Here is a 19118-nt window from a genome sequence, read left to right as displayed (position 1 = left end):
AGGCTTGGGGTCGCGTGCACACTCAGGACGGAAAGGCCGAGGTAGGGGCTGTGATGGGTCTGCACCGCCAGGTGCGCGGGATCGTGGCGGCATCGGTGGTGTTCTTCCGGTTGGCCACGTTGGGCATGGTCGCCCTGAGCATCGTCGGCGGTGTGCAGATCCACGCCTACACCGTGGTTCCGCTGGCGGTGTCCGTGTACGCGGCGCTGGCCGTGTGGAGCGCGGTGCTGATCACGCTGGTGCTGAAGCGCGACGCGCTTCCCGGCTGGGTGCTGGCGGTCGACGTCGCGGTCACCGCCACCGGCATGGTCGTGCTGCCGCTGGCGGTGACCAACCAGTTGTTCGACACGCTCGCCAACCCGTACCTGGAGCCGGTCTCGGTCAGCGTCGCGGTGGCCCTCGCGCTGGTCAGCGCTTCTCCTCGGGCCACGGCGGCCGGGTGCGCGGTGCTCGCCGTGGCGAGCGTGGTCGGCCAGATGCCGGTGCTGAACCGGAGTGCCGACATCGCCTCCCAGCTCAACACGATCGGCTGGCAGGTCGGCGCCGCCATCTGCTGCCTGGTGTTCATCCGGCGGTTGCGGCGGGTGGTCCAGCACTTGACCGTCGCGACCCAGCAGGTGATCGCCGCTCGGGAACGGCTCGCCGCCCAACGCGCGTACACCGAGGAGCGCACCCGGCACTTCCGCGAGCAGATCCGCCGCTACCGCGCCCTGCACGACGGCCCGCTGCGGATCCTGACCGCGATCGCGGGCCCAGGCCCCGCCGCCCATCCGGACCCCGTGGTGCGCAGGCAGTGCGCGGTCAACGTCGACGTCCTGCGCGGCGCGGCCCCTGACGACCCCGCGGGCAACCTCACCGACCTGTCCCTGGCACTGCTGGAAGCGGGCGGCGCCAGCGCCGCACTGGGGTTGCGCGTGGAGTACCACTTCGCCAACCTGCCCGAGTCACTCCCGAACAACGTGGTCGACGCACTGTGCCGGGCCAGCGCGGAAGCGCTCAGCAACGTCGCCGCGCACGCCGGAACCACCCGCGCCCGCCTCACCGCGATGGCCCACGGGGAGGCGGTGACGGTGGCGGTCGTCGACCAGGGCGAGGGGTTCGACCCGGACACCACCGAGATGGGTTACGGCATCCGGCACTCGATCGTCGGGCCCGTGGTCGAGGTCGGCGGACAGGCCACAGTGGACAGTCATGTGGGCGAGGGCACCCGCATCGACCTGCGATGGCCGGCATGAGCGGGGCAGGCGGAACGCATCGTCGACGACCGCGCCCACTCGAATCCGGCCGCTCATCGGGCGAGGCGCCCGCATGATCCGCATCGCCGTCATCGACAACGACAAACTCGTCCCCGCCGGTTTGCGCGCCCTGCTCGCCGACACCGCCGACATCACCTTCACCCACACCGCCACCACCGTCACCGACTACCTGGCCGCACAAAGCACCGACCCAGCCGCCGATGTGGTCCTGCTGGACCTCCGCCTGGAGGACGGCACCGACCCAGCCGCAAACGTGGCCACCCTGCACGCCACCGGCGTCTCCGTCCTGGTGTTCTCCGTGCACGGCGACCGCCGCCACATCCGCGCCACCATCCGCGCAGGCGCCTCCGGCTACCTCATCAAGAACGACGACGCCGACAAGCTCGCCGACGCCATCCGCACGGTCCACAACGGACAGTTAGCGCTGACCACCGAGTTGATGACCCTGATCAACGACGACCCACCCGAACTCTCCCGGCAAGAACTCCAGGTCCTCTACCTCTACGGCACCGGCAGCACCCTCGCCGCCACCGCCCGCCGCCTGGACATCGCCATCCCCACCGTCCGCTCCTACCTGGACCGCATCCGCGCGAAGTGGGCCGCCGCCGACGATCCGGTAGACGACATCCGCAGCCTCATCCACGAATACCCCCACCCCGACGGTCCGTTGACGTAGTGAGCCGAAAGGGGTGCTTGGTCGGACGAGCGGCCTGAGGTGATCTTGTCGCGGGTCGTGAGGATGACAACCGGCGAACCCTACTTTTGATGCAAATCTGCCCGTCGAGTGCGGTCTGGGCGCCGCTATGGCCGATGATTGGGTGATCACTGTCCACCGGGCGCCGTCGGGGCTACCTGCGGCGCTGGTCTGAGAGCACGTGAGGGATCCTGCCGGTCAGATCGTGGAGGCCGTTGTGTTCACCCTTTCGCAGTCGGCGCAGCGGTCCGGGCCGTTGCACCCGTGGGCCGCGCTCGGTACCGGTGCGGTCTCGATCGGCATGCTGCTGTTCCTCCCGACCGCGGCCGAGGCGGACCCCGACTTGGCCCCGGTGCCCGCGCTCGGGGACGCCGAGTGGTGGACGGTCGCGATGGTGCTGCTGGTGCAGGCTGTCGCGGTCGCCTGGAGCGGTCGGGCGCCGGGGAAGGTGTTGCCTGGGTTGGCCGTGGCGGCGTTGGTGCTGGTGCGGGTGTCACCTGGGCCGGCGTTCACGTTCACGGCCGTCGCCGTGCTGGTCGCGGTGTTCCTCGCCGTCATCTCCCGGCCGGCGCGACCGTTGTGGAGACCACTGCTCGTCGCGGGAGTGGTGCTGGCCATAGGGCAGTTCGTCACCGCGGGCGCCCGCGATGTTTCCAGCGTCGGTTTGGCCGGGGTCGGCGCGGTGTTGCAGGCACTGCTGGTGATCGGGCTTCCGTTGCTGTTCGGCTCGGGGATCGCGGCGCGTCGGGACGCACATGAGGCACGTCGGCTGGAACTGGCGGCGCTGCGCCGGGAGCAGGACGCGCTGTTGCAGGCGGCGGTCTCGCGGCAGCGCACGGCACTGTCGCGAGAACTGCACGACATCGCCGCCCATCACCTGTCCGGTATCGCGATGATGGCCGCGGCGGTCGTCCGGCAGATCGACACCGATCCCGCCACGGCCAAGCACTCGGTGGCTCAGATACGCCAGCAGAACCGCGCCGTGCTCGCGGACCTGCGACGGCTGGTCGGGTTGCTGCGCGAAGACGCCGACGTGGCCCGCCCGGTGGAAACCCTCGACGCGGTGTCCGCGTTGGTGCAGTCGCGCCGCGCGGCGGGCTCCGAGATCAGCCTTGTCCTACCTGGACAACACGTCGAGGCCGGTCCGCTGGCCCAGCTCGTCGCCTACCGGATGGTGCAGGAATCGCTGGCGAACGCGGCGGTGCACGCGCCGGGGGCGCCTTGCGAGGTCGAGGTCGGCGTACTTCGTGATGGATGGTTCACGGTCAGCGTGCGCAACGGCGTACCGAAAAACCCCGACCCAGGTCCTGGCAGCGGATTCGGCCTGATCGGCATGGCAGAACGGGCCCAACTGATCGGAGCGCACCTCGACTACGGCCCCACTCCGGACGGAGGGTGGGAGGTGCGGCTGAGGCTGCCGCCCGGAGACACGGTCAGCGCGACGGACGCGCTCCCGACGTTTCCGGACCACCTCCGGTCGACGTGACGTCATCGACCGCGGGCCGGCTCGTACACCTTTCGATGGCATCTCACGGCTTCAATCCTTCGCATCTCGGCATCGAGCCGCGTCGACCACAGGATTGCGGCATGACGATCTCGGACCGCCCTCCGTCGCCCACCCCGTCCAGCCACGGGACACCAGGCCTGCGAAGTTCCGGTGGACTGTTCGGGCCGGTGCGCCGGAATCCATTGCTGAGCTTCTTCGTGCTGGCCAACCTGTTGAGCTGGCTGGCCTGGACGCCCTACGTGCTGTCCGAGAACGGGCTCGGCTGGTGGTCCTACCGCTTCCCGGAGGTGCTCGGGACCAGTCAGTTCACCGGGGTGCTGCCCGGCGCGTACCTCGGCCCGATCGTCTCGGCCCTCGTGGTCACCGCGCTCGCGGACGGACGGGCCGGGCTGCGGCGCTGGGCAGGCCGGATGTGGCGCTGGCGGGTCCGGTGGCACTGGTACGCGGTCTCGCTGCTGGGGGTGCCGGGGGCCATGCTGCTGACGGGGCTGGCGTTCTCGGGTGGACAGATCGCGGCGCCCTCGATGATGGCCGTGGCCGCCTACGTTCCCGCTCTCCTGCTCCAAATGGTCACCACGGGACTCGCGGAGGAACCAGGCTGGCGCGACTTCGCGCTGCCCCGGATGCAGCGCAGGTTCGGGCCGTTGGCCGGAACGATGATCCTCGGTCCACTGTGGGCGGTGTGGCACGTGCCGCTGTTCCTGACCGAGTGGGGCGGCTGGCCCGACGCGGATTGGACCCGCCCGGTCGTGTTCGTCGTGTTCTGCGTCGCGTTCAACGTGGTCATGACGTGGGTGTTCAACAGCACCGGGGAGAGCTTGCCGTTGTCGATGCTGTTGCACGTCAGCGTGAACAACTTCGCGTCGATCATGTGGTCGCAGACGTTCCCGACGATCACCGGCGAGCGGCCGATGCAGGCGATGGCAGCAGGCTCCGTCGTCGCCGCGGTCGTGGTCGTGCTCGGCACCCGCGGACGGCTCGGCTACCGCTCACCGACCGGATGACCGTCTGATAGCCGCGTCAGGAACTCGGGCTGGGGACGGCGACGACGTGGTTCTGATAAGCCCACACGACGGCCTGCAACCGGGAGGTCACGCCCAGCTTGGGCAGGATTCGAGCCAGGTGCGACTTCACCGTCGAGAGTTCCACGACCAGGGTGTGGGCTATGTCGTCGTTGGACATGCCCTGTGCGAGCAGCAGCAGTATCTCGTGCTCGCGAGGGGTGAGCAGTTCCTCGGCCCGCCGCCCGGTCACCGGCTGGAATCGGCGGCGGTGCACGAACTCACGGAGAACACGGCGGGTCAGCGTTTGGTCGATCGTGCCGTGGCCCGCAGCCACTTGGCGCACCGCGTGGATGATGTCGTCCGGTTCGGAGTCCTTGAGCAGGAATCCCGACACGCCTGCTTCCAGTGCCCCGAACACGTAGTCGTCGAGGTCGAAAGTCGTGAGCACGAGCACCGGTACCTGCGGGTCGGCATCCGGGGCGCACAACTCCCGTGCGACCTCGATACCGTTGCGGCCGGGCATCCGGATGTCGAGGCAAGCCACATCCGGGACGGTGTCGAGCGCCATCGCGAGCGCCTCGGCGCCGTCCGCGGCCACACCGACCACCTCGATGCCGGGTTCGGCTCGCATCAGCGCCGCCAGGCCGGCACGCACCAGCGGCTGGTCGTCGGCGATGAGCACGCGGATCATCTGTTTCCTCCGGGAGCGACACGGGCGCGCCTACCCTACCGACCGGCATCGCCATTCGAGACTGGTGGCGTGGGGGGCGTGCAACGTGGGCAGCGTAGCCGGTGGCGAAGTCAGACCGTTTTCAGGTGATGTAGCCGCTGGGAACTGATCCACGGTTGTGGCGCCGTAGTGGCCCTGCCGGTTCAACGTCCTCTGTTTCCGTTTCGCGGCAACGGATTCAGCCAATCAGGACGCCGATCACGTTGTCGCCCCTACGGTTCCGACCGCGGCAGGCTCCTCGGGGTCGATGCGAAGCGCGGTCATGATCCGTGCGAGTCCCAGGTAGTTGCCCACGACCATGGACAGCTCGACGACCTCTCGCGGGCCCAGGTGCTCGGCGAGCGCGGCGAAACGCTCGTCGGACACCTCGCCGCCGCCCACCATGTCGGCGGTGTATTCCAGCACCGCCCGCTGCTCGGGCGTGAACGACGCCAGGTCACCGCGGTCGACGGCCGCGATCTGCGCTTCCGTGACACCGCAAGCCAGCGCGATCACCACGTGCTGGTCCCACACGTACGAGGCGGCCAGGTGGCCGACCTGCAAGATGGACAGTTCGCGCAGCAGCGGGTCGAGCGCCAAGTCGGACACCAGCGCGGAGCTGAGGCGCAGCATCGGCACGAACGCCGATTCCGCGTGCGCCAGGAGGGCGTACACGTTCAGGTCCGGGAGGCTGCTCAGCGCTTCCGCGACGGCGGGCGGGGCGGTGGCGGGTTCGACGTACGGAACGCGGGCCATGTCTTGAGACTACTCCGAGGGGCCTGCGCCGGGAACCATGACGATGATCTTCGAGCCCTGGTCGGGATGGACACCGCCCGGTGGCGGCTATCGCCCGTCGAGCCCCAGCAGGAGCCGCGCGTACCGTTCGCGGTCGACCTCGGTGACGAAGGCGGGATGCCGGGTCGCGGTGCCCAGGTCGCGCCAGATCCGCTGCACCGGGCTGGACTGGGCGAATTGGCTCGCACCGCCGACGTCGAGCAGCTTGTCCACCGCCTGGCGGATCTGCCGCGCGGCGAACCCACCGTCCATCCGGGTGCGGGCGATGGCGAGAGCGGACATCCGTGCACCCGTGCGGGTGGCACGGTCGACGGCCTGGGCGGTGCGCGAGGCTTGCAGGATCGCGCTGTCGATGAGCATGGCTGCGTCCGCGACGTTCGCCTGCACGCCGGGGGCGTCGATCGCACGCGGGTACGGCGTCGCCGCGGAGGTCAGCGGGCGGCCGTTGGACAGCTTCTCCACGACGTGGTCGTAGATCGCCATGCCCATCCCGAGCACCGGAGCGGCCAGCGCGCCCATCAGACCCTGCGGTTTGGGTACACCGACCGGCGTCGCAGCCCCCTGATCCCGCGCGGCGGCGTTGGCCGCCTTCGACGCGAGGAAGACCTGCTCCTCCGGCACGAACACGTCGTCGGCGACGATCGTGTCGCTGCCCGTGCCGCGCATCCCGACCATGTCCCAGGTGTCCTCGATGGACAGTGCGCTCATCGGGACGAGCGCGAACCCGCGATCCGGGGAAGGCCCGTCGGCCCCGACCGTCAGGTCGAGGATCGCCCAGGTCGCGTGGTGCGCGCCCGAGGCCCAGCCCCAGCGGCCGCTGAGCAGGTAACCGCCGTCGACCACTCGCGCGGGCACCGAGCCCGCGGAGGAGCCGCACACGGTCGCGTCGGGATCATCGCCCCAGACCCGGTGCCGCACCTGGTCCGGGAAGAGCCAGAGGGCGAGGCTCGCGCTGTAGTACACCGTCAGCACCCAGGACGCGGAGGGGCAGCCCCGTCCCACCTCCGCGGCGATGGCCGTCGCCGCGGACGCGCCCGCTTCGTAGCCGCCGTACACCCGCGGCGTGGCAAGGCGGAACAAACCCTCTTTGCGCAGCGCCGTGATGTCTTCTTCGGGCAGCCTCCCCGTGGCGTCCGCCGTCGCCGCGTTGGCGCTCAAGACCGGCACGAGCGCCCCCGCGGCCGACACGAGCGCCGACTCCTCCGCCGTCAGGTCACCGATGAGCGCGTCCAACCGATCGTTCATGCCACGTCCTTCCAGGCGAAACGCAAAACCACGTCGCTTTTGTGAGTCACGGTATCAGAAGTGACGTGTGGTGCCACGAAACGTGGGCAGCCTGCCGGCATGAACGGAGGGTCGTCGCAACAGCACGGAGTCCGGCCACATCTAGTCCCACAGGTCGCCGGATACGCCGGGGTGTTCTCACTTCAGGCTGGACGTGGCTCCCATGGCGCGATCCAGGATCTGTGCGAGCGCTTGCGGCTCGGCGTTCGAAGCCCATGCGGTCAGGGCCGCTTCGACGCACCCCAGGGCGGAGGCGATCACGGCGTGAGCGCGCGGGTCGGAATCGTCAGCCGGATCGGCCTCGAGGCGACGTGACATCTCGGGTCGGAGGAGCTCCTGCCACCGAGCGTTCTTCTCCCGGTGCCAAGCGGTCAACGACGGCGTGTTCACCATCAGGCGGGTGAGCCGCCAGATGCGTTCATCGTGGGCGTCGTACCGCTCGATCAACGAATCGAGCGCACGTCGCATGGCGACCCAGGGCGATTCGGTGAGCGGCCGAGCGGTGAGCGCCTCGCGCAGGCGCTCACCGGAGTCGGTGTACGTACCGAAGAGGGCCTCCTCCTTGGAGGAGAAGTACCGGAAGAACGTGCTGCGGGAGATCTCGGTGGCCGCGCAGATGTCGTCCACCGTCGTCTCGTCGTAGCCGTGCTCGAGGACCAGCTCCTGGACGGCGGCGGCCACCTCGAGGCGCATGGCCTGACGTGCACGCGCCCGAATTCCGCCCTCAGCCTGGTGCGCACCCATGGCCAAATGATACTGCAAGCCCTATGTGGGACTGGGTATTGCGAATGACCAGGGGTCAGGGGTTCCAGAACATCGTGGTGATCACACGGTCGAAGCGCCACTCGGCCAGGTCCTCGCGTTGGATCGACCAGTGGACGCTGGCGCCCTCCAAGCCTGCGATGTCGAGGTGCCAGTCGGCGAGGAGCACCCAGTCCGCGACGTCGCTCGAGACCGGCCCGTCCATCCGGCTCTTCTCGACCTCCCGCAAGGCGGCGGGCACGGCGTCGGCGACCGGGTCGGTGCCGACGGCTTCCTGGTTGGAGTAGCCCCCGATCTGGAGCGACCCCCAGATGTCGACGTCACGGCAGATGGCATCCCAGGCGTCGACGAGTTCCTCGGCACGAGGATGTCCTGGGAGGTGCCTGATCCTCGGCTTTTCGGGGAAGCGGGCCAGGTGGTGATAGGGCAGCGACATGTCCGCCACGGCCACGAGCGGGCCTTGTGGAATGTGCCTGGTGGTCCCCCGGTACGGGTCGTACTCGAGACCGACGCGCTCCTCCCTCTCCACCACCGTCGCGCCCGCGGGGACGTGCACCACGCTGCCCAGGTTGTCGCTGTTGTCGTCCATGTCCTCGTCGGGGTAGGCGAACAGCAGCAGGTGTCCGTCGGCGGGCAGCGGGAGGTCCGTCACGCCGCTGGGCAGGGCGGCGAGGTCGATGGAGGCGACGAGGGGGTGGGCCGGGTCCGGCGTGTCCTCGGGGAGCAGGAGCGGGCCGCCGAGGCGACCCACGACCGGGCCGTTCTCGTTCAGCACCAGCGTTGCGCAGGGGCGGGCGATGGCCAGCCACCGCTCCACGTCGTCGGCGGGGATGTCCTGGGCGATCGCTCGGTCGTGGAACGCGGCCAACCGGTCCGGGGCTTTGAAGATCATGGCGAATATCCTAGGGGGGCACCCGCGATCGAAGTCCATTCGAGACGTCTTGTGGCGAGCTTTCGCTTGTCCTGTCGGCTTTTTACGCTGTGAGACCGCAGGATGTGCAGGTCGCTCGACGTGCCCGCCCCTCCATGCCGGAGGGATCACGACGTCGGCGTCAGCGGATCGATCCCGTGTCAGGGCCGCAGAGCGCGTGGTTGATGAGGTCGAACCCGAAGTCCGTCGTCGGCAGCTTGATGCCAGGGTCCGGCTTCGTCGAATCGGTGTTGATGGAGACGACGACGCTGCGAGAACCGTCTGGTGTTACCCCGTTGCGGGTTTTGAAGCCGTGGATGTCGCCGCCGTGCGTCCACAGACCACCGCAGGAGTTCGGGACGTACATGATGCCCAGCCCGTACCGCACGCCCGGCAGGATCTTCCGGAAGAGGTCGTTGGTGTCGACGGCGGTGAGCATTTGTGCGAGCTGGGCACGTTTGAGGATCCTGCCGCCCATCAGGGCGCGCAGGAACCGGTTGGTGTCGTCGACGGTGCTGATCATCTCCCCGGCCGCGTTCGCCCACGACGGGTTCATCGCGGTCGCGTCGATCTCGTCGCCGAACTTGGGGTCCTCGGGCGTCGCTCCTTCACCGGGGAACCGTTGGTAGCCGATGGCGTGCGGGGTGGGCAGCGTCGTTTTCGTTCCAGGTATGGAGGTGTTGACGAGTTTGAGCGGCTTGATGATGCGCGCGGTCACCTCGTCGCGCCAGTCGTTGCCGGAGACCTTGCCGATGATCATGCCGGCGAGCAGGTAGTTGGTGTTCGAGTAACTCCACGACGTCCCCGGTTGGAACAGCGGTGCGGACTTCATGGCCAAGTCCATGGCCTCTCGGGGCGTCAAGCTCGTGTTGCGCTCCTCCAGGAACTTCGTCTTGTCGCCGAGCCACGGGATGAAGTGGGTGTAGTCGGGCAGTCCGCTCGTGTGCTGGAGGAGCTGCCGGACGGTGATCTTGGTGCCGTCGTTGCCGTTGCCCGCGACCAGACCAGGCAGCCAACGGTCCACGGTGTCATCGAGCGAGAGCCTTCCCTCGCCGACGAGTTGGAGCAGCGTCGCCGCCACGAAGGTCTTGGTGAAGCTGCCGATCCGGAACTTCGCCTCCCAGGGCACAGGCGTTTTGGTGGCGCGGTTCCCCACCCCGCTGCGGACCTTGACGTCGCCGTCCTCCCGGTCAAGGCCGACCAGCACCCCCGGAGCGCCGAACTTCAACAGGGCGTCGGCGTCGCGTTGTGCGGTGGCGCGGGGAGTGTTGGACGGCGGATGGGGCGCCGCGTCCGAGATCTGGGTTCCGATCGTCAAGCCCGATGCCGCCGCTACGGTTGCCACGGTGGCGAGCGCGAACCTCGTCCTGATCCTGGCCGAGACTGAATTGGTGCGCGGAATCATCGTTCGTCCTCCTTGGAAGTGGATCGCGATTGCTCTTGTTTTCACAGCAGGGCGAATAGTGCTGCTGCGGCGACCGTTGCCGCGGCTCCGGCGAGGAAGCGCGGGTTGCCGAGGTTGACGGTCCAGCCTTTGCCCACCCGGCTGGGTACCAGTACCGCCGGGTCGTTGGCATTGACGTAGAGCAGGCCGGCGGCGACCGTGTGGCGGTCGTCGTCTCGGCGCACGAAGCCGGTTGGCGCCTCTTCTGCGGACGCCTTGCTCGCCCCGCCGCCGACCCGCAAGACCAGGTGCGCGGTCGCTGCGAGCGCCGCGGCCAAGGGGACGCCGACGATTGTCGCCAGGAGCCAGGTGGAGCGGTTCTCGCTCCAGATCGCGGCGGACAGGCCCAGCAGCATGAGGTTCAGCAGAGTGGCTGTTCCGAGGATGGCGCGAGCCGTGCCCGCGAGGTGTTCGCGGTGCCGCTCGGCACTTTCGCGAGGCTGTGCGGCGTCCAGATCGGGCCGTGCGCGCAGTGCCAAGACGACCACGCCTGCCATGAGCGCGGTGAGCAGCACCTGGCCGAAGACCAGGCTGAAGGCGGTCCAGACGGTGGTGGCGTATTCGCGGTAACTGGTTCCCTCGAACGAATGCCGAGGCAGCTTGAGCGTGTCGGGCAGGTCCGGGTACACGACGACGCCAGCTAATGCGGTGACGGCGATGATCAGCGCCGAAGGGGTCGTCCACGACCAGGGGAAGCGGACGGGGTTCGTGCGCAGCGAGGTGTCGGTGACCGCGCCTTGGCGCAGGTGTCCGTACCAGTTGCCCGTGGCCTTGGCTCGGCTGATCGCGCGGTGAGCGCGTGCCCACTGTGCGACGGCGACGAAGCAGAGGACCGCGACACCCACGCTCGCAGGCACCACGCTGTCGAGCAGCGACCCGGCGAGAGCGGCGAGCAGCGACAGCACCGGGGTGGTGACGAGGAGGGTGCTGCCGTACCGGCGGCGCTGCTGGAGGATCACCGGATCGTCTGCCAGGTCCGGAGGTGTCCGGACTCCGAATGCGATCGACGGCGGGCTGAGGCGTGGATGCGGGAGGAAGTGGAGGAGGGCACCCACCATCGCGGTGATGCCGAGGTTGAGGGCTCCGATGACCAGCACGACGTTCACCTGTTTCGGTTGAGGGGAGATCGGGGCACGGCGGTGGGGCGGGGAACGTGGACTGCTTGTCCGCGGCCGCTCCTTGTCGTGATGCTCGGGTCACCGTTCACCCGGATCACCGCCCTGGTCGGGGAACCCGAACAGGGTCGTGCGGACGAATTCCAGGACGTCCGCCTTCGGCAGCCCGCGGACGTCGGCCTCGGCGAGCATGGTCCGGGCACGCCGTTTCCAGTCGGTGTCGGTTCCCGCGTCGCCGGACGGCTGCTTGACGTCCGGCCGGACGACCGCACCGCTCTTCCGGTTGATCCGGATGATCCCCTCGCGGCGCAACAGGTCGTACGCCTTGCTCACGGTGTGGAAGTTGATCGCCAGGTCGACGCCCAACTGCCTGGTCGAGGGGAGGTCGGCACCGGCTTCCAGTTCCCCGTCAGCGATGGCCTCGACAATGCGGTCGCGAATCTGCTGGTAGATCGGTGTCTCGCTGTCGAGGTCCAGTGTCAGATGCACAACAGGAACTCTATCTGATCTATAGCTAGTAGAACAGTGCCTCTTTCGGAGAGGTTCGCCGGACGCCGGCAGGCAGTTGACTTTGCAGCGGCTGCAACGTTGAGGATTGCCCTCATGGACGAACGCACGGACCTGCTCACCATCGGCCGACTCGCACGCCGTACGGGCACCTCGGCGCGCACTCTGCGCTTCTGGTCGAACGAGGGGATCATCCCGTCGGCGGGTCGCACGGCGGGCGGTTATCGGCTCTACGACGCCGCGTGCGTGGCCCGCGTGGAGCTCATCCGCACGCTGCGGGAGCTGGGTTTCGGGCTCGACGACGTACGTCGGGTACTCGACCGCAGGGCGACGGTCGCCGACGTCGCCGAGGCGCACGTGGCTGCGATCGACACGCAGATCCGCGCCCTGAAGATGAGCCGGGCCGTCCTGTCCACCGTGGCGAAACATCGATCCACCCCTGAGGAGACAGCACTGATGAACCGGTTGGCGCGGCTTTCGGCCGCCGAACGAGCGCAGATCGTCGACGAGTTCAAGGCGGACGTGTTCGGCCGCCTCGACATAGCCCCGGAGCTGCGCGAACGGATACGTGAACTCAGCATCGACCTGCCGGAGGACCCCACACCCGACCAGGTGGACGCCTGGATCGAACTGGCGGAACTCGTGCAGGACCCGGATTTCCGCGTGCGGCTGGGAAAGTTCCTGGAACTCAACACACCCGCCCCTGGGCGGGAGGCACCGCCCGGAGGGACCATCTGGTGGGCGCGGCACGTGGTGAACACCGTCGCGCAGGCCAGGGAGGAGGGCAGCGAACCCGGCGACCCGGCCGCGGCGGAGTTGATCTCCACCATGTTCGGTGACGCCGATCTGAACGCGGTACTGGCATCCCTGGAAGCGGGGATCGACGCGGGCGCGGAACGGTATCGCGGGCTCGTCAGTCGCGTGCAGGGGCGGTACGGTGCTCCGGACGCCACAGAAGAACTTCGTTGGCTCGACACAGCTCTGCGGATCGTCATCGAAGGAGGAACGACGTCGAGCCCGGCCTCTCGACGTACTCGTTGATCAGCCCACCGACGGGCATCAGGTGATCGGCCTTATGGAGTACCAGTGACCCTCAACCAGTTGGCGGACCGGGTGGTTCTCGCCGATCCGGCCGCGGTGCTCGTCGGACGGGTCTTCGACCCCGACGCGGACGGGCCGTGCCTGGTCGTCAGACGGGGCGACGAACTCGTCGACATCACCCCGCACGGGCCGACCTCCGCCGATCTGCTGGCCCGGTCGGACGTCCTGGACGTCGCGCGCCGTGCGGAGGGGCGGACTTGGAACCTCCGCGACGTCGTCCACTCGACTCTGTCCGGCGGCCGGGGGAGCGCTTACCTGCTGGCTCCCAACGACCTCCAGGTGATCAAGGCGGCGGGGGTGACCTTCGTCAACAGCATGCTCGAGCGGGTCATCGAAGAACGGGTTGCGGGGGACGCCGCGCGGGCGGACGGCATCCGCGCGGCCCTGCACGACATCGTGGGTACGGCCCTCGCCGTCACGCCCGGCAGCCCCGAGGCCGCGGAGGTCAAGCGGGCGCTGGTCGAGCAGGGCCTGTGGTCGCAGTACCTCGAGGTCGGCATCGGACCCGATCCGGAGATCTTCACCAAGGCTCCCGTCCTGTCGGCGGTGGGGGTCGGCGCGGACGTCGGAGTGCTGTCGGGATCCTCCTGGAACAACCCCGAGCCCGAACTGGTCCTCGTCGCGGATCCGAACGGCACCGCGGTCGGCGCGACCCTCGGGAACGACGTGAACCTGCGTGACTACGAAGGGCGCAGCGCGTTGCTGCTGGGCAAGGCGAAGGACAACAACGCCTCCTGCGCGATCGGTCCGTTCATCCGCCTGTTCGACGCGGGTTTCGGCCTCGCGGATGTCGCGAAGACGACCATCACGACGCGGGTCACCGGCGAGGACGGGTTCGAGGCCGACCACGTGGGACGCCTCGCGGACATCAGCCGCCCGCTCCCCGAACTGCTGGCGGCCACCTGCGGACGCCACCACCAGTACCCCGACGGGTTCGTGCTGTTCACCGGGACCTCGTTCGCCCCGGCGATGGACCGGGGGGAGCAGGGCATGGGCTTCACCCACCACGTCGGAGACGTCGTCGCCATCGAGTCGCCCGACCTCGGTCTGCTGGCGAACACGGTGGTCAAGAGCGAGGACGCCACGCCCTGGACGTCCGGGGTCAGGGCACTCATGCGGAACCTGGCCGCGCGCGGACTCCTCGGTGCTCCGGGTGGTGCCCGATGAGCCCGCGCGTCGCGTAGGCAACGGTTGTCAGGGAACGAGAACGACCCGGCCGATGTTCGTTCCCTGCTCCAGCAGGGCCTGTGCGGAGGCGGCTTCGCTCAGCGGGAGGCTGGTGACGCGCGGGCCGGTGACCGTGCCGTCGGCCAGCCAGCCCATCAGTCGCGCGGCGGCGGCGCCCGCCTCCTGGGGGCGCTCGGTGAACCAGTAGCCGACGTTGAAACCGATCAGCGCGTGACCCGGAGCGGGGTTGAAGAACGAGGACGTCATCGCCGCGGACGGAATCGGGCGGCTCTGGTCGCCGATGGTGCCGTACGTGATCATCCGGCCGAAAGGCGCCAGGGCGGAGAGCGTCTCGCCCGCGTGGTCCGGGCCGATCGTCTCGAGGGCGACGTCGACGCCTCGGCCGTCGGTGAGCCGCTTGACCTCGTCCGTCCAGCCGGGTTCGCGGTAGTCCACGGTGTGGTCAGCGCCTAGTTCGACGGCGATCTGCCTCTTCTCCGCGGTGCTGGCGCCTGCGATGACGGTCGCGCCGAGGGCCTTGCCGATCTGCACCGCGTACCCGCCGAGGCCGCCCGCCGCCGCAGGCACGAACAGGGTTTCGCCCGCCTCGAGCCGGGCCGCGCCGATCAGCATGACGGCCGCGGGCACGGCGACGCCGGTCAGGCCGGCCGCGCGTCCGACGTCCATGCCGGGAGGAACCTGGAAGAGCCCGGCGGCGTTCGCGACGGCCAGTTCGGCGTAACCACCGTTCATCAGCGGACCGACCGCTCCGAAGACCCGGTCACCCACGGCCGCGTTCTCGACTCCGTCACCGAGCGCGACGACGGTACCGGCCGCCTCCCCGCCGGGGACGAACGGCAGCGGCGTCGGAAGATCGAAGGGCACGCCCTTGCGCCGCATGATGTCCATGAAGTTCACGCCCGCGGCCTCCACGCGGATCACTACCTCGCCCGGTCCTGGCTGCGGGTCCGGGAGCTCGACCAGGTGCAACACGTCGAGCGAGCCGGTCTCGCTGATCTGGATCGCCTTCATCAGACTCGACTTCCTATACTACGTGTCCAGCCACCTAATTAGGTGGCTGGACACATAGTTGCGTGGCCGGCCACGCAACGCAAGTGACAGTCATCACGAAGGAGGGTGCTTGTGGCTACTGGCGACAACACCGAGCCGCCCAGGCACCGATCGGCCCTGTCCTCACTGGCACCCATGAGCTTCAGCACCCTCACGCTCTGGCGGGCGCTGCACAACTTCGGCAACGACATGCTGCTCGAGTTGGGGCTCTACCCTGGGCAGGAGTTGATCCTCATGCAGCTCTACGACCAGGACGGCCAAACCCAGACCGACCTCCAGCAGGCCATCCGGCTCGACCACTCCACCATCTCGCGCAGCATCCGACGCATGGAGCAGGCGGGCCTGCTGACCCGACGCCCAGCCGACCACGACAAACGCGCCATGAACGTCTACGTCACCGACAAAGGCCTGGCGCTGCGCCCCGGAATCATCGAACTGTGGTCGACCGTCGAGGCCGCAATGGCCGACGCCCTCACCGACGGCCAGTTGGCCGATTACACCGACTTCGCGACTCGCCTGGAGCAGTCACTGGTGGCCGCCCGCAACCGCCGGAAGCAATCGGTGAACGATCTGAACGTGGAGGCGCGGTTGTCGTGAGTCGTTGGGTGACGAGTTGGTCGAGGCGTTGCCAGGCGGGGCTGTCGATTCCGAGGTGACCGGCGAGGAGTTCGACGACTTCGCGCGGCACGTCGTTGAAGTCCGGTAGATCAGACGGCAGCGTCATGCGCTGGGCGAGATCGGCCGCCGCGTCGGCGAACGCGTCGAGGCGGGGGTCGTCGGGGCTCCAGTCGATGGCGGCGTCGTAGCCGCGGAGCACCGCGACGTAGTCCGGGTCGTCCAGCAGGGCGGTGCGTGAGGTCAGGATGGTCCGGGTGATGTCCGGGGCCAAGGCGCAGGCGAGGATCCAGCCGTCGCGGATCGCGTGCTCGTGGCGTTCGGACAGGCCGAGCGCGCGGAGGCGGGTCATGTACTCGACGGCCTCGGGTGGCAGGCAGAGTCGATCAGGCTGGTCGAGTTGGCGCAGCCGGGTCCGGCGTTGGTTGAGCTGGCGGATGCGTGCGCGCAACTCGGCGTCGATCCGATCGATCTGTTCCGCCGCCTCGTCCGCGTCGGTGTTCAGCACGTCGGGGATGCGGGCCAGCGGAACCCCCGCCTGGGCGAGGGTGACGATGCGGGCCAGGTCGATGATCGCCTGCGCGTCGTACCGACGGTATCCGGAGGCGTCCCGTTCCGGCTCGGGCAGCAGGCCCTTGGCGTGGTAGACGCGGATGGCCTTGGTCGACACGCCGGCATGGCCTGCGAGTTGCCCGATGGTCAGCATGCTCCATTATCGTGCTTGACCTTGTCCCAGGGGCAAGGTCGCAGGATGTTCGCATGGCTGAACACGACTTCGACGAAGACACCCTCCGCGCACTCGCGGACGAGGGCAACGAGACCGCGCTGGACCGGCTGGTCGATCTTGCCGACGACCGCGGCGACCTGGACCAGCTCTCCGAACTGCTGGACGAGGGCAGTGAGCACGCCGGCCGATTGCTGACCCGTCGGGCCGTGGAGAACCGCGACCTGCGTGAACTCCAGAGACTTTCCGACGCGGGCAGCAGCGACGCCGAGACGGAGCTGGAACGACTCCTGAGCGCAAGACACCCGTAGCCCCCAATACCGAAAGTCACGGGAAGCCGGCCTTGCCCGCGGCGCTGGGCACCGCGGGCGGCTCGTCGGTCACGCCACGCCGATCTCCTCCAGCGCGCCGGCTCCGGCCGGGGCCTGGCGTTGGCGCAGCAGTGCTGCTCCCACGACCATCAAGCCGATCAGGAACGGGTCGACGATGCCGCGTTCGACCAGACCGACGACGGGGCTGGTGCCGTTGGCGAGGATGGTGCCGTAGCCGATCAGTGACACGAAGCCGAGCAGGCCGGAGAGCACCAGTGCTTTCCCGAGGCCTCGGGAGAAGCCGAGGAGGTGGTGGGACCTGCCGATGAGGATGGCCAGCACGTTGCCGCTGATGAACGCCATGGCGGCACCCAGCGCGTGGAAGTCGGGCGCGCCGTTGGCGGCGTTCTCGGCGGATCCGGGGTAGAGCCCCAGCATGATCCCGCCCGCGCCGAGCAGCACGCCCAGCACGATGGCGGGCACACGACGTCCGGCGGGCAGTCCCCTCAGCAGGATGACGCCGACCATGGTGATCAGTCCGAAAAGGATGAAGCCGGTGTTCATCACCGAGGCCAGTGGGGAGTACATGAACTGGCCGACGGCGGTCACCGGGCCGCGGACGCCGAGGTTGCTGATGAAGTGGTAGGTGTAGCTGTAGGGCGGGTCGGTCCACGCGGCGGCGGTGATGAACTCGCCGGTGAAGTAGACGCCGCTGCCTGCGATGAGGACAGCGCCCGCCGCGCGGTTCCGCGGGCGCGGAAGTCGTTGCTGGGCAGGGGTTTCGAGCGTGGTGTCAGTCATGATGTCCTCGGGAAGTGGGGGCGGTGGCTCAGGCGAACAGCGACAGGTCCACGGAGTCGGCGAGGGCCTGGTACCCCGCGTCGCTGCCGTGCAGGTGGTCACCCGCGTGGAAGTCGTCCCTGATCCGGGCGGGGTGGTCCGGGTCGGCCCAGACGGCGTCGAAGTCCAGCACCGCGTCGAAGGCACCGCCGGTGCGGATCCAGTCGTTGAGGGCCTGGCGCGCGGTCTCGCCTTCCGGCGTGTAGATGTCCGCGCCTCCGAACGGGGCCATCGTGGTGGCGTAGACCCGCACACCGCGGTCGTGCGCGCGGGCGACCATCTGGCGGTGGCCCGCGATGACGTCGTCCACCGTCACCGGGTCGCCGGGGAACATCTTCAGGAAGTCGGCCATCGGGCCCTCGCCGTTGCGCGAGGCGCAGGAGATGGCGATGTCGTTGCCTCCCACGGAGAGCACGACGTACCCGAGGCCGGGGGTCGCCAGCACGTCCCGGTCGAACCGGGCCAGGGCGCCGGTGCCGATGCCGTCGTTGAGCATCCGGTTTCCGCTGATGCCCTGGTTGGAGACGTAGCCGGTCGTTCCCCGCTCGGCGAGCCGCGCGGCCAGCAGTTCCGGCCAGCTCTGGTTGGTGTCCGGGCTGGAGCCCGCGCCGTCGGTGCGGGAGTCGCCGAGCACGACGATGGTCTTGGCCGGGGTGTCGGGGAGCAGTTCGACCGCGGAGATGAGGGCCCGCACGGGCAGGACTTCGGCGTTGTCCGGCAGCGTGGTGGCGGCGACGGCGTCGCCGGGGATGGTCCAGCCGGTGTCCAGGGCGGGATCGTGGCAGGTGCAGGTCTCCACACCGCCCGGCAGGTAGAGGCTGATGGACAGCTTGGCGAGGGCGGGCAGGGGCAGGTCGACCGGATCGCTGAGGACCGGGGCACCCGCGGGGACGGTGACCGTCGGAGCGCCGGCGAAGGACAGCACGCGCTCGCTGCCCGGTTGCACGCCGCCGCCGGGCGTGGCGATGCCGACGCGGGCCGCGCTGATCGTGAAGGGCACGGTCCCGAACTCGTTGGTGAGGCGGACGCGCAGTCGGCGTCCGCCGCCGCTGAGGCGCACGACCTGGCGCAGGGTGACGTCGGCGAGGGGCGGGTAGTGGTCGAGCGAGCCGAGCCCGTCGTGGGCCGCCTGGGGCGAGGCGCCCCAGGTCCGGACCCAGTTGGTGGTGTCGGTCATCTTCTGCCTCCGTTGTCCGTGGTGGTGCGACGGGCGAAGGCTCGTGGCTGCCGCTCACAGGGGACTGACACGGCTCTGACACGGTCGCGGATCTGACGGGGAACCTCACCGCCGGACCCGAACGT

19 protein-coding genes and 1 pseudogene are annotated in these 19118 nt (G+C 69.1%); 8 read left to right on the top strand and 12 right to left on the bottom strand.

All coding sequences use genetic code 11. The features are described from left to right. Nucleotides 1–53: 53 nt before the first annotated feature. From NZH93_RS37355 to NZH93_RS37340, 4 genes are all read left to right on the top strand, one after another. Nucleotides 54–1235 carry a sensor histidine kinase gene (locus NZH93_RS37355; protein ID WP_259628010.1) on the top strand — a complete coding sequence of 394 codons (1182 nt, stop codon included), beginning with the start codon at nt 54–56 and terminating at the stop codon, nt 1233–1235. A gap of 73 nt (nt 1236–1308) precedes the next feature. Beyond that, nucleotides 1309–1932 (top strand): response regulator transcription factor, encoded by a 624-nt coding sequence (locus NZH93_RS37350; protein ID WP_259628009.1) that lies wholly within the window; start codon nt 1309–1311, stop codon nt 1930–1932. Between the two features lie 235 nt (nt 1933–2167). Then, the gene (locus tag NZH93_RS37345) at nt 2168–3436 is read left to right on the top strand and encodes a sensor histidine kinase (protein WP_259628008.1); all 1269 of its coding nucleotides are present in this window, start codon (nt 2168–2170) and stop codon (nt 3434–3436) included. Between the two features lie 101 nt (nt 3437–3537). Further along, nucleotides 3538–4461, top strand: coding sequence for a CPBP family intramembrane glutamic endopeptidase (locus NZH93_RS37340; RefSeq protein ID WP_259628007.1), 924 nt, complete (start codon nt 3538–3540; stop codon nt 4459–4461). Nucleotides 4462–4477: 16 nt separating this feature from the next. Here NZH93_RS37340 and NZH93_RS37335 read toward each other — a convergent pair whose 3' ends face one another. The 8 genes from NZH93_RS37335 to NZH93_RS37300 all read right to left on the bottom strand — a co-directional run bounded on the left by NZH93_RS37335 (nt 4478) and on the right by NZH93_RS37300 (nt 11969). Further along, entirely contained in the window at nt 4478–5152 is a 675-nt protein-coding gene (locus tag NZH93_RS37335) for a response regulator (protein WP_259628006.1), read from the bottom strand. A 237-nt stretch (nt 5153–5389) separates the two neighbouring features. Then, complete coding sequence (locus tag NZH93_RS37330; protein ID WP_259628005.1) at nt 5390–5926, bottom strand: carboxymuconolactone decarboxylase family protein; 537 nt, start codon at nt 5924–5926, stop codon at nt 5390–5392. A gap of 87 nt (nt 5927–6013) precedes the next feature. Beyond that, entirely contained in the window at nt 6014–7210 is a 1197-nt protein-coding gene (locus NZH93_RS37325; RefSeq protein ID WP_259628004.1) for an acyl-CoA dehydrogenase family protein, read from the bottom strand. 177 nt (nt 7211–7387) lie between these two features. Further along, nucleotides 7388–7993 carry a TetR family transcriptional regulator gene (locus NZH93_RS37320; RefSeq protein ID WP_259628003.1) on the bottom strand — a complete coding sequence of 202 codons (606 nt, stop codon included), beginning with the start codon at nt 7991–7993 and terminating at the stop codon, nt 7388–7390. A 55-nt stretch (nt 7994–8048) separates the two neighbouring features. Next, entirely contained in the window at nt 8049–8903 is an 855-nt protein-coding gene (locus NZH93_RS37315) for a DUF1963 domain-containing protein (protein ID WP_259628002.1), read from the bottom strand. 160 nt (nt 8904–9063) lie between these two features. Continuing rightward, entirely contained in the window at nt 9064–10239 is a 1176-nt protein-coding gene (locus NZH93_RS37310) for a serine hydrolase domain-containing protein (protein WP_259628001.1), read from the bottom strand. Nucleotides 10240–10367: 128 nt separating this feature from the next. Beyond that, nucleotides 10368–11471, bottom strand: a complete 1104-nt coding sequence (locus NZH93_RS50985; protein WP_259628000.1) for a DUF1648 domain-containing protein — start codon at nt 11469–11471, stop codon at nt 10368–10370. 90 nt (nt 11472–11561) lie between these two features. Continuing rightward, nucleotides 11562–11969: a GntR family transcriptional regulator gene (locus NZH93_RS37300; RefSeq protein ID WP_259627999.1), complete on the bottom strand. Its 408-nt coding sequence runs from the start codon at nt 11967–11969 to the stop codon at nt 11562–11564. 114 nt (nt 11970–12083) lie between these two features. Between NZH93_RS37300 and NZH93_RS37295 the strand changes: the two genes are divergently transcribed. Together NZH93_RS37295 and NZH93_RS37290 are read left to right on the top strand one after the other, a co-directional pair. Further along, nucleotides 12084–13028, top strand: a complete 945-nt coding sequence (locus tag NZH93_RS37295; RefSeq protein WP_259627998.1) for a helix-turn-helix domain-containing protein — start codon at nt 12084–12086, stop codon at nt 13026–13028. A 45-nt stretch (nt 13029–13073) separates the two neighbouring features. Continuing rightward, nucleotides 13074–14255, top strand: a complete 1182-nt coding sequence (locus NZH93_RS37290; protein ID WP_259627997.1) for a fumarylacetoacetate hydrolase family protein — start codon at nt 13074–13076, stop codon at nt 14253–14255. A gap of 27 nt (nt 14256–14282) precedes the next feature. On the opposite strand, the gene NZH93_RS37285 is transcribed toward NZH93_RS37290, so the two are convergent. Next, nucleotides 14283–15287, bottom strand: coding sequence for a quinone oxidoreductase family protein (locus NZH93_RS37285; RefSeq protein ID WP_259627996.1), 1005 nt, complete (start codon nt 15285–15287; stop codon nt 14283–14285). A gap of 174 nt (nt 15288–15461) precedes the next feature. Here NZH93_RS37285 and NZH93_RS37280 point away from each other — a divergent pair. Then, a pseudogene (locus NZH93_RS37280) lies at nt 15462–15722 on the top strand (MarR family winged helix-turn-helix transcriptional regulator); the annotation flags it as partial. 76 nt (nt 15723–15798) lie between these two features. Here NZH93_RS37280 and NZH93_RS37275 read toward each other — a convergent pair. Beyond that, the gene (locus tag NZH93_RS37275; RefSeq protein WP_259627995.1) at nt 15799–16647 is read right to left on the bottom strand and encodes a MerR family transcriptional regulator; all 849 of its coding nucleotides are present in this window, start codon (nt 16645–16647) and stop codon (nt 15799–15801) included. Nucleotides 16648–16700: 53 nt separating this feature from the next. On the opposite strand from NZH93_RS37275, the gene NZH93_RS37270 reads away from it, so the two are divergent. Next, complete coding sequence (locus NZH93_RS37270; protein ID WP_259627994.1) at nt 16701–16976, top strand: hypothetical protein; 276 nt, start codon at nt 16701–16703, stop codon at nt 16974–16976. Between the two features lie 69 nt (nt 16977–17045). Here NZH93_RS37270 and NZH93_RS37265 read toward each other — a convergent pair whose 3' ends face one another. Together NZH93_RS37265 and NZH93_RS37260 are read right to left on the bottom strand one after the other, a co-directional pair. Next, nucleotides 17046–17777, bottom strand: a complete 732-nt coding sequence (locus tag NZH93_RS37265) for a DUF998 domain-containing protein (RefSeq protein WP_259627993.1) — start codon at nt 17775–17777, stop codon at nt 17046–17048. A gap of 28 nt (nt 17778–17805) precedes the next feature. Continuing rightward, nucleotides 17806–18993, bottom strand: a complete 1188-nt coding sequence (locus NZH93_RS37260) for an SGNH/GDSL hydrolase family protein (RefSeq protein WP_259627992.1) — start codon at nt 18991–18993, stop codon at nt 17806–17808. Nucleotides 18994–19118 lie beyond the last annotated feature (125 nt).

This window comes from Umezawaea endophytica, from assembly GCF_025061645.1.
GTDB classification, from domain to species: Bacteria; Actinomycetota; Actinomycetes; order Mycobacteriales; family Pseudonocardiaceae; genus Umezawaea; species Umezawaea endophytica.
Note: the sequence above shows the minus strand (reverse complement) of the source record. Positions and strands in the feature narration are given on the sequence as shown.